General features: G+C 73.1%; 14 protein-coding genes and 1 pseudogene. 8 read left to right on the top strand and 7 right to left on the bottom strand.

All coding sequences use genetic code 11. From position 1 onward, the window contains the following. The first annotated feature begins 19 nt into the window (after nt 1–19). Genes ACGFIR_RS00865 through rplI form a run of 3 tightly spaced genes read left to right on the top strand, consistent with a single transcriptional unit; the run spans nt 20 to nt 1298 of the window. On the top strand, nt 20–556 hold the full coding sequence (locus tag ACGFIR_RS00865) for a single-stranded DNA-binding protein (protein WP_172896610.1): 537 nt from the start codon (nt 20–22) through the stop codon (nt 554–556). A gap of 41 nt (nt 557–597) precedes the next feature. Next, nucleotides 598–837 (top strand): 30S ribosomal protein S18, encoded by a 240-nt coding sequence (gene rpsR, locus ACGFIR_RS00860; RefSeq protein ID WP_007073789.1) that lies wholly within the window; start codon nt 598–600, stop codon nt 835–837. Nucleotides 838–851: 14 nt separating this feature from the next. Continuing rightward, on the top strand, nt 852–1298 hold the full coding sequence (gene rplI, locus ACGFIR_RS00855; RefSeq protein WP_393005227.1) for a 50S ribosomal protein L9: 447 nt from the start codon (nt 852–854) through the stop codon (nt 1296–1298). Nucleotides 1299–1563: 265 nt separating this feature from the next. Here rplI and ACGFIR_RS00850 read toward each other — a convergent pair whose 3' ends face one another. Then, nucleotides 1564–3072, bottom strand: a complete 1509-nt coding sequence (locus tag ACGFIR_RS00850; protein ID WP_393005229.1) for a hypothetical protein — start codon at nt 3070–3072, stop codon at nt 1564–1566. A 408-nt stretch (nt 3073–3480) separates the two neighbouring features. On the opposite strand from ACGFIR_RS00850, the gene dnaB reads away from it, so the two are divergent. Then, nucleotides 3481–4872: a replicative DNA helicase gene (gene dnaB, locus ACGFIR_RS00845; RefSeq protein ID WP_393143686.1), complete on the top strand. Its 1392-nt coding sequence runs from the start codon at nt 3481–3483 to the stop codon at nt 4870–4872. Between the two features lie 38 nt (nt 4873–4910). Here the strand turns inward: dnaB and ACGFIR_RS00840 are convergent, their stop codons facing one another. The 5 genes and pseudogenes from ACGFIR_RS00840 to ACGFIR_RS00820 all read right to left on the bottom strand — a co-directional run bounded on the left by ACGFIR_RS00840 (nt 4911) and on the right by ACGFIR_RS00820 (nt 10632). After that, entirely contained in the window at nt 4911–5585 is a 675-nt protein-coding gene (locus tag ACGFIR_RS00840) for a maleylpyruvate isomerase N-terminal domain-containing protein (RefSeq protein ID WP_393142506.1), read from the bottom strand. 115 nt (nt 5586–5700) lie between these two features. After that, nucleotides 5701–6123: a zf-TFIIB domain-containing protein gene (locus tag ACGFIR_RS00835; protein WP_393005235.1), complete on the bottom strand. Its 423-nt coding sequence runs from the start codon at nt 6121–6123 to the stop codon at nt 5701–5703. Nucleotides 6124–6145: 22 nt separating this feature from the next. Further along, nucleotides 6146–6778, bottom strand: a complete 633-nt coding sequence (locus ACGFIR_RS00830; RefSeq protein WP_393142504.1) for a phosphoribosyltransferase — start codon at nt 6776–6778, stop codon at nt 6146–6148. Next, a pseudogene (locus ACGFIR_RS00825) lies at nt 6708–8092 on the bottom strand (glycosyltransferase 87 family protein). Before ACGFIR_RS00825 ends, ACGFIR_RS00830 begins: the two are co-directional and overlap by 71 nt. Before the next feature lie 35 nt (nt 8093–8127). Beyond that, nucleotides 8128–10632, bottom strand: a complete 2505-nt coding sequence (locus tag ACGFIR_RS00820; RefSeq protein WP_393142502.1) for a putative bifunctional diguanylate cyclase/phosphodiesterase — start codon at nt 10630–10632, stop codon at nt 8128–8130. Nucleotides 10633–11420: 788 nt separating this feature from the next. On the opposite strand from ACGFIR_RS00820, the gene moaC reads away from it, so the two are divergent. From moaC to ACGFIR_RS00800, 4 genes are all read left to right on the top strand, one after another. Next, on the top strand, nt 11421–11912 hold the full coding sequence (gene moaC / locus ACGFIR_RS00815; RefSeq protein WP_393005243.1) for a cyclic pyranopterin monophosphate synthase MoaC: 492 nt from the start codon (nt 11421–11423) through the stop codon (nt 11910–11912). Further along, nucleotides 11909–12379 (top strand): molybdenum cofactor biosynthesis protein B, encoded by a 471-nt coding sequence (locus tag ACGFIR_RS00810; protein ID WP_393005245.1) that lies wholly within the window; start codon nt 11909–11911, stop codon nt 12377–12379. The genes moaC and ACGFIR_RS00810 overlap by 4 nt, the downstream gene beginning before the upstream one ends. A gap of 102 nt (nt 12380–12481) precedes the next feature. After that, nucleotides 12482–13741 (top strand): molybdopterin molybdotransferase MoeA, encoded by a 1260-nt coding sequence (locus ACGFIR_RS00805; protein WP_393142500.1) that lies wholly within the window; start codon nt 12482–12484, stop codon nt 13739–13741. Further along, complete coding sequence (locus ACGFIR_RS00800) at nt 13738–14190, top strand: molybdenum cofactor biosynthesis protein MoaE (protein WP_393142498.1); 453 nt, start codon at nt 13738–13740, stop codon at nt 14188–14190. Before ACGFIR_RS00805 ends, ACGFIR_RS00800 begins: the two co-directional genes overlap by 4 nt. Nucleotides 14191–14214: 24 nt before the next feature. Here the strand turns inward: ACGFIR_RS00800 and ACGFIR_RS00795 are convergent, their stop codons facing one another. After that, the gene (locus ACGFIR_RS00795) at nt 14215–15657 is read right to left on the bottom strand and encodes a glycosyltransferase 87 family protein (RefSeq protein ID WP_393005251.1); all 1443 of its coding nucleotides are present in this window, start codon (nt 15655–15657) and stop codon (nt 14215–14217) included. Nucleotides 15658–15867: the final 210 nt, after the last annotated feature.

Raw genomic sequence — 15867 nt, 5'->3', positions numbered from 1 at the left:
TGTACGGCGGAACTGATGAGTGCGCGAGGAGATGGTCATGGCAGGAGACACCACCATCACGGTCATCGGCAACCTGACCGATGACCCCGAGTTGCGGTTCACCCCCTCCGGTGCGGCGGTCGCCAAGTTCCGGGTCGCTTCGACGCCCCGGTTCATGGACAAGGCCTCCGGCGAGTGGAAGGACGGCGAGCCGCTCTTCCTGGCTTGCACCGTGTGGCGGCAGGCGGCGGAGCACGTCGCCGAGTCGCTCCAGCGGGGCGCCCGCGTGATCGTCTCGGGCCGGCTGCGTCAGCGGTCGTACGAGACGCGCGAGGGCGAGAAGCGCACCGTCATCGAGCTCGAGGTCGACGAGATCGGCCCGTCGCTGCGCTACGCCACGGCGAAGGTGCAGAAGATGTCCCGCTCCGGCGGCGGTGGCGGCGGCTTCGGCGGCGGTGGTGGAGGTGGCCAGGGCGGCGGCGGAGGCAACTTCGACGACCCCTGGGCCTCGGCTGCACCGGCACCCTCGCGCGGTGGTTCGGGTGGCGGCAACTTCGACGAGGAGCCCCCGTTCTAATGGCGCCGAGCGCCCGCGATCGCAAACCAGGAGCACGAGCAATGGCCAAGGCCGCTGCACTTCGCAAGCCGAAGAAGAAGGTGAACCCGCTCGACAAGGACGGGATCACCTACATCGATTACAAGGACACCGCGCTGCTGCGCAAGTTCATCTCCGACCGCGGCAAGATCCGCGCTCGGCGGGTGACCGGCGTGACCTCGCAGCAGCAGCGGCAGATCGCCCGTGCGGTCAAGAACGCCCGTGAGATGGCGCTCCTGCCGTACACGGCCACGGCGCGCTGAGAGGAGGCACCGAAATGAAGATCATCCTGACTCAGGAGGTGTCCGGCCTCGGTGCCCCGGGCGACATCGTCGAGGTCAAGAACGGCTACGGCCGTAACTACCTGCTGCCGCAGGGCTTCGCGATCGCCTGGACCAAGGGTGCGGAGAAGCAGGTCACGGTCATCCAGCGGGCCCGTTCGGCCCGGGAGATCCGCGACCTCGGCCACGCCAACGAGGTCAAGGGCCAGCTCGAGGGCCTCAAGGTCAACCTGAAGGCCCGCGCCGGCGACGGCGGGCGGCTCTTCGGCTCGGTCACCCCGGCCGAGATCGTCGAAGCGGTCAAGGCCGCCGGTGGTCCGACCCTCGACCGTCGTCGGCTGGAGGTGTCCGGTCCCATCAAGTCGACCGGCTCCTACCCCGTGCAGATCAAGCTGCACCCCGAGGTGACCGCCAAGTTCGACCTCAACGTCGTCCAGGGCTGACACCTCACCCAGCACCATCGACAGGGCCCGCACCGACCAGGTGCGGGCCCTGTCGCGCTGCGGAACCGTCCCGCCTCTGGTTCGCCCCCTGTCGAGCTGAATCGTCCGCCGGGACACGTCAGGTCTTCGGCCTCCCGCACCCCGAACGACAACCCGGTCTCATCCGCGCGCAACCAGCCGTACGACACGACCGCCGGGCGGATTCTCGGCGGCCTCGCACACCCGCGGCCCGACCCGGCGGCGGCCACCGCCTGGCAGGCCGCCCTCAGCCGATCGGCTGACCGGTGAACGCGCTGATCATCACCGTCGAGAGGCCGCCGCCGACCACGGCCGCCGCCAGCGCGACGCTGGCCGAACGCCATGTCGTCCCGACCCGGCGCAGCAGCAGCGCCACGACCAGACTGCTCGCCAGCGCCAGCCCGAAGCGCGGCAGACCCGCCGCCAGCGAGCCCAACGCTCGCGACCGGGGCGAGTCGCAACCCCCTCCGGTGATGTCCGTGACGCACCCCGCCGGCACCTGAGCGTCCAGCGTCAGCAGCCACACGAAGACGAGCACCGCCGGCACCAGATAGCAGCCGAACGTGTAGAGCAGCGGCAGCCACGGGCCACCCTGATCGGGATCGAGCAGGTCGTCCTCGATACGACGGCCCCAACCCTCCGCCCCGGCCCGACGTCGTACGGCCGCCGCGTCGCCGACCGGCTCCGCCACCCGGCGACTCGGCCTCGGACGCGGCGCGGTGTAGGGCACCACCGGTGACCGGGGCGCCGACACCGACGGATCCGCCCACCGGGGATCGTCGCCCGCCAGCCGGGTGCCCGACCAGAAACCCTCGCTCCCGTCGTCCCGCCCGGCCCAGGACCAGCCCTCCGCGGGACCTCCGCCGGAGCCCGGCGCGGCCCGCTCCCCCGCGACACCGTCGGCGTACCGATCCCACGGCCCGGGGCCGTCCGGCCGGTCCCACTGCCCGGTGTCGTCCGGCTGGCCCCACCGGCCGGTTCCGTCGGTGCGCTCCCACCTGCCGGAGTGCTCCCAGCGGTCGACCTCACCAGCCGGCCGCCACGCGTGCACCCCTGACGCGTCCCAGGCGTCCACGGTCGGAAGACGGGCGGGCGGGATCTCGGACGCGGCGGGCTGCGACTCCCGGTCCCACGGATCGACGGCAGGTGGGTCCTCCGCCGCCCGCCGGCCCCGGCGGCCCTCCCGACGCGGCACGGACTCCGCCGCCTGCCCCTCCTCCAGCCCCGACCAGACGACCTGGGGTCGCTCCGACGGCAGGCGCCTCGGCCGGCTCGGCGGCACTGCTCCCGACACGGGGTCGTCCGCAGCCCGCCGCCGCCCGGAGTAGCCCGGCTCCCGCAGGTCGTCGAACGTCCACTCCCCGGTGTGCTCCGAGTCGCCACCGGTGCCGACCGCCGGGTCCTCAGCCCAGTTCGTCTCGCTGACCCGACGCCAACTGCTCGTGGTCTCGGTGGTCCGCCAGGCGGCACCGGAAGGCGGCCAGGCGACCTCGACCTGCTCCTCGTCGTCGGGAGCGGCGTGCCGGCCCCCGCCGTCCGCGCTGCGGACTCCCGACTCCAGCGCCCAACGCGGCAGGTAGCTGTCAACCGGCTCCCGCTGGCCGCGCTCGACGGCCCGACGCCGACTCGGCGTACCGTGCCGGTCGGAGCCGCGCTCCCGGGGATCGACCGGTGACGGATCGGCGGGGTCGTCCCAGGGGGCGACCGGTCGCCCGCGCGGACCATCCTCTCCGCGTCCCCAGTCCCGGTTACTCACGGCCGGAGCGTGACCCTTCTCAACCGATGGCGCAACCCGCCGTTCAGGTGTAGCCGTTCGCTGGAGATAGTACGGGACGTTCGATCCCGTAGTTCGACCGAAAACTTTCTGTCCACAGGCTGGGGATTGCGTTTGTGCAGCTCAGAGGCGTGCGCTGGAGAATTCCCCAGTCGTTGTCCACAGGCTGTGCACACCCTGCGCACATGTTCTCCACCGGCGTCCACAGGTTGTCCCGAGGCTCGTCCACCGGCGTGCTTGAGGGGCTGACCTCGGGTTCCGTATGGTTGGCCCCCGACCGGCCGTACGATGCCCCCGATCGACCGGCAGGTCGAGGTTGTCGTACCTGGTGGTAGGGCTCAATCCGGATCCGACGCTGTGGAGGGGGAACCCGTGTCGGTCACCGACGACATGCGGGCGGACTCGCGATCGGGCGGGGGGCAGGCGTCCCCGCCGCCGCAGCGCGACGGCCAGTTCGACAAGACCCCACCGCAGGACGTCGCAGCCGAGCAGTGCGTCCTCGGCGGCATGCTGCTGTCCAAGGACGCCATCGCCGACGTCGTCGAGATCCTCAAGACCAACGACTTCTACCGGCCGGTGCACGCCACCATCTTCGACACCATCCTGGAGATCTACGGTCGGGGCGAGCCGGCCGACTCCATCACCGTGGCGGCGGCCCTGGCCGACTCCGGTGACCTCGTCCGCATCGGCGGCGCCCCCTACCTGCACACGCTGATCGCGAGCGTGCCGACCGCCGCGAACGCGGCGTACTACGCCCGCATCGTCAGCGAGCGGGCGGTCCTGCGGCGTCTGGTCGAGGCGGGCACGAAGATCGTGCAACTCGGCTACGGCACGGGGCAGGGCGGCAGCCGCGACGTCGACGACATCGTGGACCTCGCCCAGCAGGCGGTCTACGACGTCACGGAGCGGCGCGTCAGCGAGGACTTCGCCGTGCTCGCCGACATGCTCCAGCCGACCCTGGACGAGATCGAGGCCGTGGGCGCCCAGGGCGGCGTGATGACCGGCGTACCCACCGGCTTCACCGACCTGGACCGCCTGCTCAACGGCCTGCACGCCGGGCAACTTGTGATCGTCGCCGGACGCCCTGGCTTGGGCAAATCGACCGCAAGTATGGATTTCGCGCGGAATGCTGCAATTCGGGCTAATCAGGCATCGGCGATCTTCTCGCTGGAAATGAGCAAGGTCGAGATCGTCATGCGGCTGCTGTCGGCCGAGGCGCGGGTGCCGCTGCACGTCCTGCGTAGCGGCCAGCTCTCCGACGACGACTGGACCAAGCTCGCCCGCTGCATGGGAGAGATCAGCGAGGCCCCGCTCTTCGTCGACGACACGCCGAGCATGAACCTGATGGAGATCCGGGCCAAGGCGCGCCGGCTCAAGCAGCGCCACGACCTCAAGCTGATCGTGGTCGACTATCTCCAGCTGATGACCTCCCCGAAGCGCACCGAGAGTCGGCAGCAGGAGGTCGCGGACCTGTCCCGTGGCCTGAAGCTGCTCGCCAAGGAGGTCGAGTGTCCGGTGATCGCGGTGAGTCAGCTGAACCGTGGCCCGGAGCAGCGTACCGACAAGCGACCGCAGTTGTCCGATTTGCGCGAATCTGGCTCGATCGAGCAGGATGCCGACGTTGTCATCCTTTTGCACCGCGACGACTACTATGACAAGGAATCGCCGCGGGCCGGGGAAGCGGATTTCATTGTCGCCAAGCACAGAAATGGTCCGACCGACACGGTGACGGTGGCCGCGCAGCTCCACCTGTCGCGCTTCGTGGACATGGCCATCGTCTGAGGCCGGTCGCGCCGGTCGGCCAGCAGCGCGGGAACGGGTCAGCCCAGCAGCGGGAACCAGCCGGCGACCTCGCCGAGTTCGAGCTGGTCGCGGTCGGTGAGCGGCATTCGTCCGGTGGCCTTGAGCAGGTACTCCGCGTCGCTCCACGCGGCCGGTCGTACGGCGTCGTCACTCAGCAGACCGTCCATGGTGGTCACGGCGACGCCGGTCGCGAGCGCTCCGGGCAGGGGTGCTCCCGGCAGGTCGAGGACCAGGTCCAGGTGGTGCACGACGGCCTCGGTGGTGAGAGTGGCGAGCAGGTCCGGCACCCGCAGCACGTGCCCCTGCGTGGTGACGTGGCCGTCGGGATCGGCCACGCTCGCGGCGCGTACGGCGGCGGGGGCGGTGTCGGCCCAGAGCCGGACGATCCCGTGGGGGCGGTCGAAGGCGGCGGCGGAGCGGCGGGCCCACCAGGCGTGCCGCGCGTCGTCCCCGTCGGGCGGGAACCCGCGCCAGTAGCTCACGTCGTCCACGTCGGGCGGGCCGTCGGTGGGACTGGCCAGCGCGACCAGCGCCCGCTGGGCGTCGCAGAGCACGTGGAACAGCAGGTCCGCGACGAGCCAGCCCCGGCACCGGGTGGGCCGTTGCAGGTCGGCGTCGTCGAGGTCCGCGACGACCCGGGTGATCCCGTCGTACGCCTGCGCCAGCGGGTGGTGCAGCGTGTGCGGCGTCATGGAGGGCAGCGTCGCACGGCCACCGCCGGTCGGCACGGCGAACGGTGGCGGCGGGTGGTGTGCGACCACGGGTGACCGGGCCGGTCGAGGCGCCGGCCCGGTCGACGGGAGTGGCTCAGCCGAACATCTCGTCCAGGAAGCTCTTGTGCTTCTTGCGCTTGTAGTGCCCGTGGTAGCCGTAGTGCTGCTGGCCGTAGGCGGGGGCCGGCGGGTAGCCGTGCGCGGGCGGGGGCGGCGGCGGGACGGCGCCGTAGCCCGGCTGGTGCGGGGCGGGGGCGGGCGGCGGCGGGGGCGGCGGAGGCGCGTAACCGCCCTGCTGGTGGCTCGGCTGGCCGGGGTGGCCACCGTGCTGCTGGGCGGGCTGCGCCGGGGCCGCCGGGGCCTGCTGGCGGTTCCAGTTGGCCTCCGCCTCGAACAGCTTCTCCAGCTCGCCGCGGTCGAGGAAGATTCCCCGGCACTCGCCGCACTGGTCGATGACGACGCCGCTGCGCTCGTACTGGCGCATTTCTCCGTGGCACTTGGGACAGGTCAGGCTCATCCTCCGACCGTACCCGGTCCGGTCATGCGGTCGCTGTCAGCGCTTCCGCGACTTCGGAGTCCGACACCTCGTGGAAGTCCTCGTAGTAGGCGCTCACCGCCATGAACTCGGGCGGATGCTGGGCGCAGACGACCTGGTCGGCCTCGGCGGCCAGCATCTCGTACGCCTCCTGCGAGCCGACCGGGACGGCGACCACGACCCGGCGGGCGCCGAGGTGGCGGGCGACCTGGACGGCGGCGCGGGCGCTGGCCCCGGTGGCCAGTCCGTCGTCGACGATCAGGGCGATGCGCCCGGTCAGGTCGAGCGGCGGCCGGCCGGCGCGGTAGAGCCGCTCGCGTCGCTCCAGTTCGGTCTGCTCGCGGTGGACGACCTCGGCGACGTCGCCCTCCGTGAGCCGGCTGGCCACGACGTCGTTGAGGACCCGCACGCCGTCGGGGCCGAGCGCGCCGAAGGCCACCTCGGGCGCTGCCGGCATGCCGAGTTTGCGGACGACCAGCACGTCCAGAGGTGCGCCGAGACGTTCGGCGACCACTCGGGCCACGGGCACACCGCCGCGTACCAGCCCGAGCACGATGACGTCGGGTTCACCGATGAGCGCGGTGAGCCGTTCGGCGAGGATCCGGCCCGCCTCTTCGCGGTCGCGGTAGGTGGTCATGCCTCAGGTCTACGCCGTGTCGCCGGCCTCCGCCCGCCAGATGCCGGAACCGGGGTGACACAGGGCGGGGGCCCAGGCCAGGAGGGCGAGTGGGTAGAGCAGGTAGCCGAAGCGGGTCGAGGGCATCAGCAGGATCGCGGCGAGCAGACCGTACCCGCAGATCAGGGCGGCGGTGACGGCGGTGCGGGGCGGTCGGCGGGCGAGCCGGACGGCGATGGCCAGCCCGGCGGCGAGGAGCAGCGCGGCGGCGACGGCGCGGCCGGCGGGCAGGGTGGTGGCGATCAGGTGGCCGGGGAACGGCGACTGTGCGGGGCTGGTGACCAGGCCGTGCCCGAGCGGGAAGCGGAGCACGTTCTCGACCAGCGCGTCGCGGTCGACGAGCAGGGCCGGCAGCAGCGCGGCGGCGGGCAGGCCGATCGCGCCGGCGGCGACCCGCAGGCCGGCCCGCCGGGTCAGACCCCAGATGATCAGTACGAGGGCGACCGGCCACGCGAAGAGCTTCAGCGCCCCGGCCAGGCCGACCGCGAGGCCGGCCCGACCCGGCCGGTCGGTGGCGGCGAGGGCGAGGGCGAGCAGGCAGAGCGCGAGTACGGGCAGGTCGTCGCCGCCGGTGGCCAGGGTGAGGGCGCAGACGGGGAGGACGGTGGCGGCCTGTACGCCGCGCAGCACGGCGGCGCCGGTGCGGTGGTCGGTGGGCCGGTCGGTGCGGCGGGTGAGGGCGCGGACCGCCAGGGCGAGGGCCAGCGCGGTGCCGACGGCGAACCAGACGCGGGCGTCGGTCAGCCAGGTGTCGACGGCGGCGCGGGGCAGCCCGAACAGGGCCATTCCCGGCTGGTACGGGGTGTAGCCGAGCAGTTGTTCGCCGGGCGGCAGGGCGGCGATCGCGTCGTGCCCGAGGTAGGGGGTGCCGGTGTCGACCAGCCGCCGGCCGGACTCCTCGACGACGAGCACCTCCTCCTGCGCCCGGTCGGTGCGTCCGCCGGAGCGTTGGATGCTCTGCCAGGCCAGGGGCAGCAGGGCGGTGGTGGTCCAGGCGAAGCCGGTGACCGCCCAGCGTGCCCGCAGCCCGGTCAGCGGTGATCCGGGGGCGCGCCGCCGGAGCAGGAGCTGACCTGTCGCGGCGAGGGCCGCGAGGAGGTACCCGACGGCGGCGACGGCGCCCCAGGCGCGGTGCGGGACCAGGGTGGACGTGGCCGCGGTGACCGCGGCGAAGGTCGCGGAGGCGGCGTAGAGGGTGAGGTCGAGGGCGAGGCCGCCGGCGGCGGAGTCGAGGCGTTGCCAGCCGCGGCGGCGGGCGGTCGGGGCGGCGGTCACGCCGGCCAGTCTGGCAGCAGGTGCGCGTCGCCGTGTCAGGCGGGCAGGTGGCGGTCGTTGCGCCCGCGTCCGGCTTGGCGGCGGCCCGGGGCGAGCCGGATGACGGCTCCCGCGTCGTGCAGCGGGGGCGCGAGTGTGCCGGGGCTGCCTCCGGAGCCGCGCCGGAAGGTCGCGAGGAGCGTGCCGGCGGGCACGGGCCGGGCGAAGAGGTGCCCCTGGCCGGCGGTGCAGCCCAGTTCCCAGAGGGCACGGCGCTGGGGTTCGCTCTCCACGCCCTCGGCGACCACGTCGAGCCCGAGGCTGCGACCCAGGTCGAGGGTGGAGCGGATGACGGCGGCGGCCTCGGCGGAGCTCTCCATGGCGGTCACGAAGCTGCGGTCGATCTTCAGCTCGTGCACGGGGATGCGGGAGAGCAGCGACAGGGAGGAGTAGCCGGTGCCGAAGTCGTCGAGGGCGAGCCGTACCCCCTCGTCGCGCAGGCGGCTGAGCACCCGGTCGACGACGTCGAGCTGGCTGAGGGTGAGGGTCTCGGTCAGCTCCAGCACCAGCCGGTCGGGGGGCAGGTCGTGGGCGCGTAGCCGGGCCAGCACGGAGCCGGGGAACCGGGCGTCGAGGAGGCTGCGCGGCGACACGTTGACCGCGACGGGTACGTCGAAGCCGGCGTCGCGCCAGTTGCCCGCCGCGATCAGGGCCTGGTCGAGGATCGCCTCGGCGAAGGCGGGGAGCAGGCCCGAGCGTTCGACGGCCTCCAGGAAGCGCAGCGGGTCGATCATCCCGTGGGTGGGGTGGTGCCAGCGGGCGAGGGCCTCCGCGCCGGTGACCCGGCCGCTGCCGAGGTCGACGATGGGCTGGAAGTTGACGGTGAACTCGTGGTCGGCGACGGCGCGTGGCAGTTCGCCGCCGAGGGTGAGCCGGCCGAGGTCGGCGGTGTCCCGGGTCGGGGCGTACGTCGAGATGCGCTGGCCGGCCCGTTTGGCCTGGTACATCGCCACGTCGGCGCGGCGCAGCAGTTCGGGCATGCCTCCGGTGGCGGGTGCGGCGGCGATTCCGCCGCTCGCCTCGACGCTGATCCGCATGCCGTCCAGGTCGAAGGGCTCGTGCAGCGCGGCGAGCAGGCTCTCCGCGCGGTGCGCGGCCACCGCCGGGGCCGGCAGACCCCGCAGGAGTACGGCGAACTCGTCGCCGCCGAGCCGGGCCACCAGGTCGCCGTCCTGGGCGGCGTCGCGTAGCCGCTCGGCGACCTGTATCAGCACCTGGTCCCCGGCGGCGTGCCCGAGCGTGTCGTTGACCTCCTTGAAGTGGTTGAGGTCGATCAGGACCAGCGCGGTCACTCCGTCGGCGTGCCGGGTGTTGAGGTGTTCGCTGCCCTGGTCGAGCAGGTGCCGGCGGTTGGCCAGCCCGGTCAGGGCGTCGTGGGTGGCGGCGTACGCGTGTTCGTCGGCGACCCGGGCCAGTTCGGCGTACGCCTGCGCGTTGCGTACGGCGGTGCAGAGCGCCGAGGCGAAGGTGCGCAGCGTGTACTCCTCCCGCTCGGAGAGCTGCACGGGCCCGCGGAAGCGCAGTCGCAGTACGCCCACGTCGACGGTGCGGTCGTGCCCTTCGAGCGCGGCGGGGATCACGGTGCCGTCGACGGAGGTCGGCTCGCCGGCCGGCCCGTCGTGGGTGATGGCGACCGCGCCACCGCGCACGGTCCGGCCGCCGTCGCGCAGTTCGATCTCCACCTCGTCGGCGGAGAACAGTTCGGCGGCCTGGGTGACCGCGGTGGTGAGGACCTTGTCCAGGTCGACCACGTTGAGCGCGTCGGTGGTGCGGGCCAGGCGCTGCCACGCCTGCTGTTCGGTGCGGGCCTTGACGCGGTTGGAGTAGAGCAGGTGGAGGCTGAGTACGAGGGGCGGCACCGCCAGCAGGAGCCGGGCGTCCGCGTGGAGGATGAACAGCGTGGTGACGATGAGGACGAAACGCGCCAGCGCGCTCGTCAGCCGCAGTCCGAGGTCGTCGCGGAAGAGTCGCCGGAGCCGGGTGCCGGTGGCGAGTGCGATGACCGGGAGGGTCAGCAGTTCGTCGAGGACCACCGTGACGGCGTAGGCGAGCGCGAGCGGGCCGAGGGCCGGCCAGAGGTCGTCGACCGGTGGAGACGCGCCGGCCGCGTGCAGGGCCGCCCCGCCGCCCACCGCGAGCAGCATGGTCTTGGCCACTCCGAAGGCGGCCTTCAACGGCGGGAGCTTGGCGAGGTACTGGGCGATCGCCACGCCGATGCCGGTGGCCAGGATCACCAGCGGGGTCGGTGCGACCGCCAGGCTCAGGATGATCGCCGTCTCGCTCCAGGAGATCGCGTGCACCGTCGCACGGATCCGGATCCGCCACTTGATCGTCATCGCGAGGAGGGCGAGACAGATCAGAGTGACCGAGAGGGTGAGGTGGTTGCGGGACCAGTCGAGCTTGGTCAACTCGCGGAGACACAGGGCGGCCGCGAAGGCCGCCACAACGCAGACGAGGCCGACGTGCAGCGTCAGCCGCCGCTCGGCCTCTGTCTTGCCCACGTCCGGTCGTGTCACCGCGCCCCGACTGCTCTCCCTTGCTAAGCAGGCCAAGATTACCCGCGGTCACGCGCCAGCCACAATGCTCAGTTCCACTCGTGTGCCGACATCGCTACCCTCCCCGGTTTCGCGTTGGCCCTTGCGCGGCGGTGTTCCGCGCCGCCGACAGCCTAAGTGCGGTTCGGGCAATTATGGAGGGATATATGTGACTATGGGCAATGGATGAGAACCGTGCCCCGTGACGTGACTTTCTGCTTCTGCGTGGGAACTCAGTGCTGTGTTTCTGTCGTCTTCCGTTAACGCTAGATAATGAACCGTCGATGGCCGCGTGGGTATCGGACACGACGGTGCAGTTTGCACGGCCGACAGCTTCGGCACCGGGGCCGTGGGGCGCGACCCGGGCCCGCCGAGTGGCCGGGTCCACCGCTTCCGCGCCGGTACGCGCGATCCGCCAACCGGTTCCGTGAGCGCCGACGACGCGCGGGCGAACCCGGCGACGTCACGGAAATGACGCGGCAAGATGCACTCCGTACCTTGCTCCCTGTCGCTCCGGCCGGCCGGTCGCCGGGCCAATTCCCCTCGATGGTGATGATCGCTTTCCGGGGCGGCGGAGAGCCTATGCCGGCACACCGTTGCGGCACGGCATCCCGGTCCACCGCCGTACGGGGACCGCTATCGCGTCACACCCGGAAGCGGGATGGAAACGGTTCGTGGGGCGGCGGGCCGAAACGCGTTCCTACTTGCGTCCAATTCACGACAGCGTGGCGTACCGGAAAGATAGGCTCGCGACCGTGACCGATCCCGCGCAGCTCACCCACGTCGATCCGGCGGGCGCGGCCCGCATGGTCGACGTCTCCGCGAAGGCGGTCACCGGCCGCCTGGCCGTCGCCGCCGGCCGGCTCCGCACCACGTCCGAGGTCGTCGAGCTGCTGCGCCGCGACGGGCTGCCCAAGGGCGACGCGCTGGCGGTCGGCCGCCTCGCCGGCATCATGGGCGCGAAGCGCACCCCCGACCTGATCCCGCTCTGCCACCCCATCGCCCTGCACGGCGTCACGGTCGACCTGGCGCTCACCGACGACACCGTCGAGATCACCGCCACCGCGCGGACGGCGGACCGCACCGGCGTGGAGATGGAGGCGCTGACGGCGGTGGCCGTCGCCGGGCTGGCGCTGGTCGACATGGTCAAGGCGGTCGACCCGGCGGCCAGCGTCGACGCGGTCCGGGTGCTGCGCAAGGAGGGCGGCAAGACCGGCTTGTGGGTCCGGCCGGAGGAGCGGCCGTGATCCGGGCCCGCGTGGTGGTGGCGTCCAACCGGGCCGCCGCCGGGGTGTACGCGGACACCAGCGGCCCCCTGCTCGTCGCCGGCCTGCGCGACCTCGGCTGCGAGGTGGACGGGCCGGTGGTGGTGCCCGACGGCGAGCCCGTGGGGGAGGCGCTGCGCGCCGCCCTGGCCGACGGGATCGACGTCGTGCTGACCAGCGGCGGCACGGGGATCAACCCGTCGGACCGTACGCCCGAGGTGACCCGGGCGCTGCTCGACCACGAGGTCCCCGGCATCGCCGAGGCGATCCGGGCGCACAGCCGCGACAAGGTGCCCGCCGCCGCGCTCTCCCGGGGGCTCGCCGGCGTGGTCGGCCGGATGCTGGTGGTCAACCTGCCCGGTTCGACCGGCGGAGCCAGGGACGGCCTCGCCGTGCTCGCGCCGATCCTCGCCCACGCCGTCGACCAGCTCCGCGGCGGCGACCACTGACGACGGACGCGGACGGACCGACCGGTGGGTGCGGGCGGACCGACCGGTGGGCGCGGGGCCGCTGACGGCGCGACCGGCGTACCGCACCGTTAGGCTCGGCCGGTGAGCACGGAAACCGCACCGGCCGCCGAGCCGGTCAGCGCGCCCCCGCCCGCCGGCTGGGAGGAGGCCCGGTCCCGGGTGTACGCCGTCGGTCTGGCCGCCGCGCTCACCGCCGTCAGCCGGCCGCTCGCCGAGATCGACGGGCACACCCTCGCCGAGCCGCTGACCACCCGTACGGACCTGCCCGCCTTCCCCACCTCCAGCGTCGACGGCTGGGCGGTGCGGGGCGCCGGGCCGTGGCGGCCGGTCGGGCGGGTGCTGGCGGGCGGCACCCCCGCCCCGCTGACCGACGACGGGACGACCGTCGAGATCGCCACCGGCGCGATGGTGCCGGAGGGCACCACGGCCGTGCTGCGGGTGGAGGAGTCCCGCCGTACGCCGGAGGGGCTGGTCGACGGCACGCCGCGCCCGGCGCCGGAGTGGCGCGAGCCGGGCGAGGAGGCGTACGCCGGGGAGGAACTCGTCGCCGCCGGCACCCCGGTGGATCCGGCGCTGATCGGCCTGGCCGCCTCCTGCGGGCACGACCGTCTGCTGGTGCGACGGCAGCCCCGCGCCGCGCTGCTGGTCTTCGGCGACGAGCTGCTGACCGCCGGCCCGCCCGGCGCCGGCCGGGTACGCGACGCGCTCGGGCCGGCGGTGCCGGCCTGGTTGCGCCGCTACGGCTGCCTGGTGCGCCCCTCGGACGTGGTGGGACCGGTGGCGGACACCCTCCCCGCGCACGTGGCGGCGCTGCGCGCCGCGCTGGGCACCGCCGACCTGGTGTGCACCACCGGCGGCACGATGCACGGACCGGTCGACCACCTGCATCCGACGCTGGAGGCGCTCGGTGCCGACTACGTGGTCAACACGGTGGCGGTGCGCCCCGGGTTTCCGATGCTGCTGGCGCGGCTGGCCGACGCCGACGGCCGGGTCCGGTTCGTCGCCGGGCTGCCCGGCAACCCGCAGTCCGCCATCGTCGCCCTGGTCTCGCTGGTCGCCCCGCTGCTGGCCGGCCTGACGGGCCGTTCGATGCCGGTGCTGCCGCACGCCACGCTCGCCGAGCCGGTACGCGGGCGGGGCGCGTACACCCATCTGGCGCTGGTACGGGTGGACCGGGTCGCCGGCACCGCGCACCCCGTTCGGCACGTCGGCTCCGCGATGCTGCGCGGGCTGGCCGGCGCCGACGGGTTCGCCGTCATCCGACCCGGCAGCTCCGGCGAGCCCGGCGACCGGGTGCCGGTCGTACCGCTGCCGCTGCTGCCGGGGGAGCGTGCGTGGTGACCGCGCCGACCACCGACGCGGCGGACCGTCGCCCGAGGACGTTCGGCGAGGTCACCGACCGCCCGCTCGACCTCGCCGCGCACGAGGCGGCGGTCGCGGACCGCCGGGCCGGCGCGGTGGTCTCGTTCCAGGGGGTGGTCCGCGACCACGACCACGGTCGCGCGGTGACCAGCCTGGAGTACGAGGGCCACCCGAGCGCCGGGCGGATCCTGCGCGAGGTCGCGGTCGAGATCGCCGCCGATCCCGACGTGTACGCGGTCGCGGTGTCGCACCGGGTCGGTCCCCTCGCCATCGGCGACGTGGCCCTGGTGGCGGCCGTCAGCACCGCCCACCGGGCCGCCGCGTTCGCGGCCTGCGCGCGGCTGGTCGACGAGGCCAAGGCGCGGCTGCCGATCTGGAAGCGGCAGGTCTTCGCCGACGGCACCGAGGAGTGGGTGAACTGCCCCTGAGCGGGGCGGCTCGGCTCCACCCCGTCAGCGGCGGACGCCCGTCATGGCCTGGCGGCCGAACCGGTCGGCGTAGAAGGCCGGCTCGGCGCCGGGGCGCCACGGCAGCGCGGCGACCAGCAGGATCAGGGCCAGCGCCAGCGAGTTCTCCATCAGGGCGCCGAAGAGGCCGTCCTGGTAGTGCGACACCTCGGGGAGCTGGTGCTCGTACGGCCAGATCGGGGAGATCAGGAAGAGCAGGTAGAGCCCGATCGCGGCGCCGCCGTGCCGGAGCCCGGTCAACGTCGGGTACCAGATCGGCGAGCGCAGCCCGGTCACCCCCGGCGGTCCGCCGTACCCGCCCTGGCCGGTTCGCAGCGCCGGCCCGCGGCTGGCGTCGCGACGGCGTACGGCCGCGTCGGCCAGCACGATGATCGCGGGGATCACCCAGACCAGGTGGTGCGTCCAGGAGATCGGGCTGATCACGTTGGCGGTGAGACCGACCAGCGTGAACGCGGTCAGCTCGTCGCCGTCGGCGCGGGCGTTGACGGCCCGGGAGAGGCCGAGCGCCAGCATCAGCACCGAGAACGCCAGCCAGAGCAGGCCGGGCGTCTCGATCGAGTCGTACAGCCGGGCCAGCAGCCCCGCCAACGACTGGTTGGGCGTCATGTCGGCGGCCCCGACCCGCTCGGTCTGCCAGAGTACGCCGCCGAAGTAGGCCCGGGACTCCGTGCCGACGACCGCGAAGGAACCGACCGTCACGGCGATCGCGGTGCCGATCGCGGTGGTCGCGGCCCGCCACTGTCGGGTGATGACCAGGTAGGCGATGAACAGCGCCGGGGTGAGCTTGACCGCGGTGGCCAGGCCGATGCCGACGCCGGCCCAGGCGCCGCTGTAGACGAAGCGCAGCAGCAGGCCGTCGCTGGGCGCGATGTGGGTGCCCCGGCGGGACCGCCAGCGGAGGCCGATCAGGTCGGCCATGATCAGCGCGAAGAGGAGCAGGTTCACCTGGCCGTAGCCGAGGGTCTCCCGGGCCGGCTCGACGGCGACCGCCAGCGGCGTCGCGATCCCCACGGTGAACCACAGGGGCCAGCCGAGCCGGTCGACGATCGGGCGGAGCAGCCCGGCCAGCACGATGGCCAGGGCGGCGATGCTCGCGAGGGCGTTGACCATCCCGGCCAGCTCGACCGGCAGGTGCGCCATCGGCAGCATCACCAGGCCGCCGAACGGCGGGTAGGTGAAGCCCAGGGTGGTGCCGGGTGCGATGAACTCGTAGAGCTCGTGACCGCTCGCCCACCACACCACCGCGCCGTGGTAGATCTTCATGTCGAAGAAGTTGTACGGCCGCCCGAAGGCACCGATGGCGAGCCATGCGGCATAGGCGACGGCGGCCACGATGCCAGCCCGTACGACTGTCCTACGATCGATCCCACGCGTTACGCGACGGACTGGGGCGAGGCGGTCCACCCGTCTTCCGACGGTCGCCGGCATGGCGTGGCCACCCCCGTACCAAGGTCGTCCTACCCGTCCAGGTCCTGCACGGAGCCTAGAACGGCGCCTCACGTTAATGCCTCCCGCGTTATGCGACCGTGTCCGATCCCACACAAGTTTTTGACATTTCCACCGCGTTAACGCCTGTCGGGTGGTTCAGGTGATTCGCGGTGTTGACGCGTGAGGGGTCGGCCGGGGGAAGGTATCGAC

This window comes from Micromonospora sp. NPDC049051 (assembly GCF_043197575.1).
Taxonomy (GTDB): Bacteria; Actinomycetota; Actinomycetes; order Mycobacteriales; family Micromonosporaceae; genus Micromonospora.
Note: the sequence above shows the minus strand (reverse complement) of the source record. Positions and strands in the feature narration are given on the sequence as shown.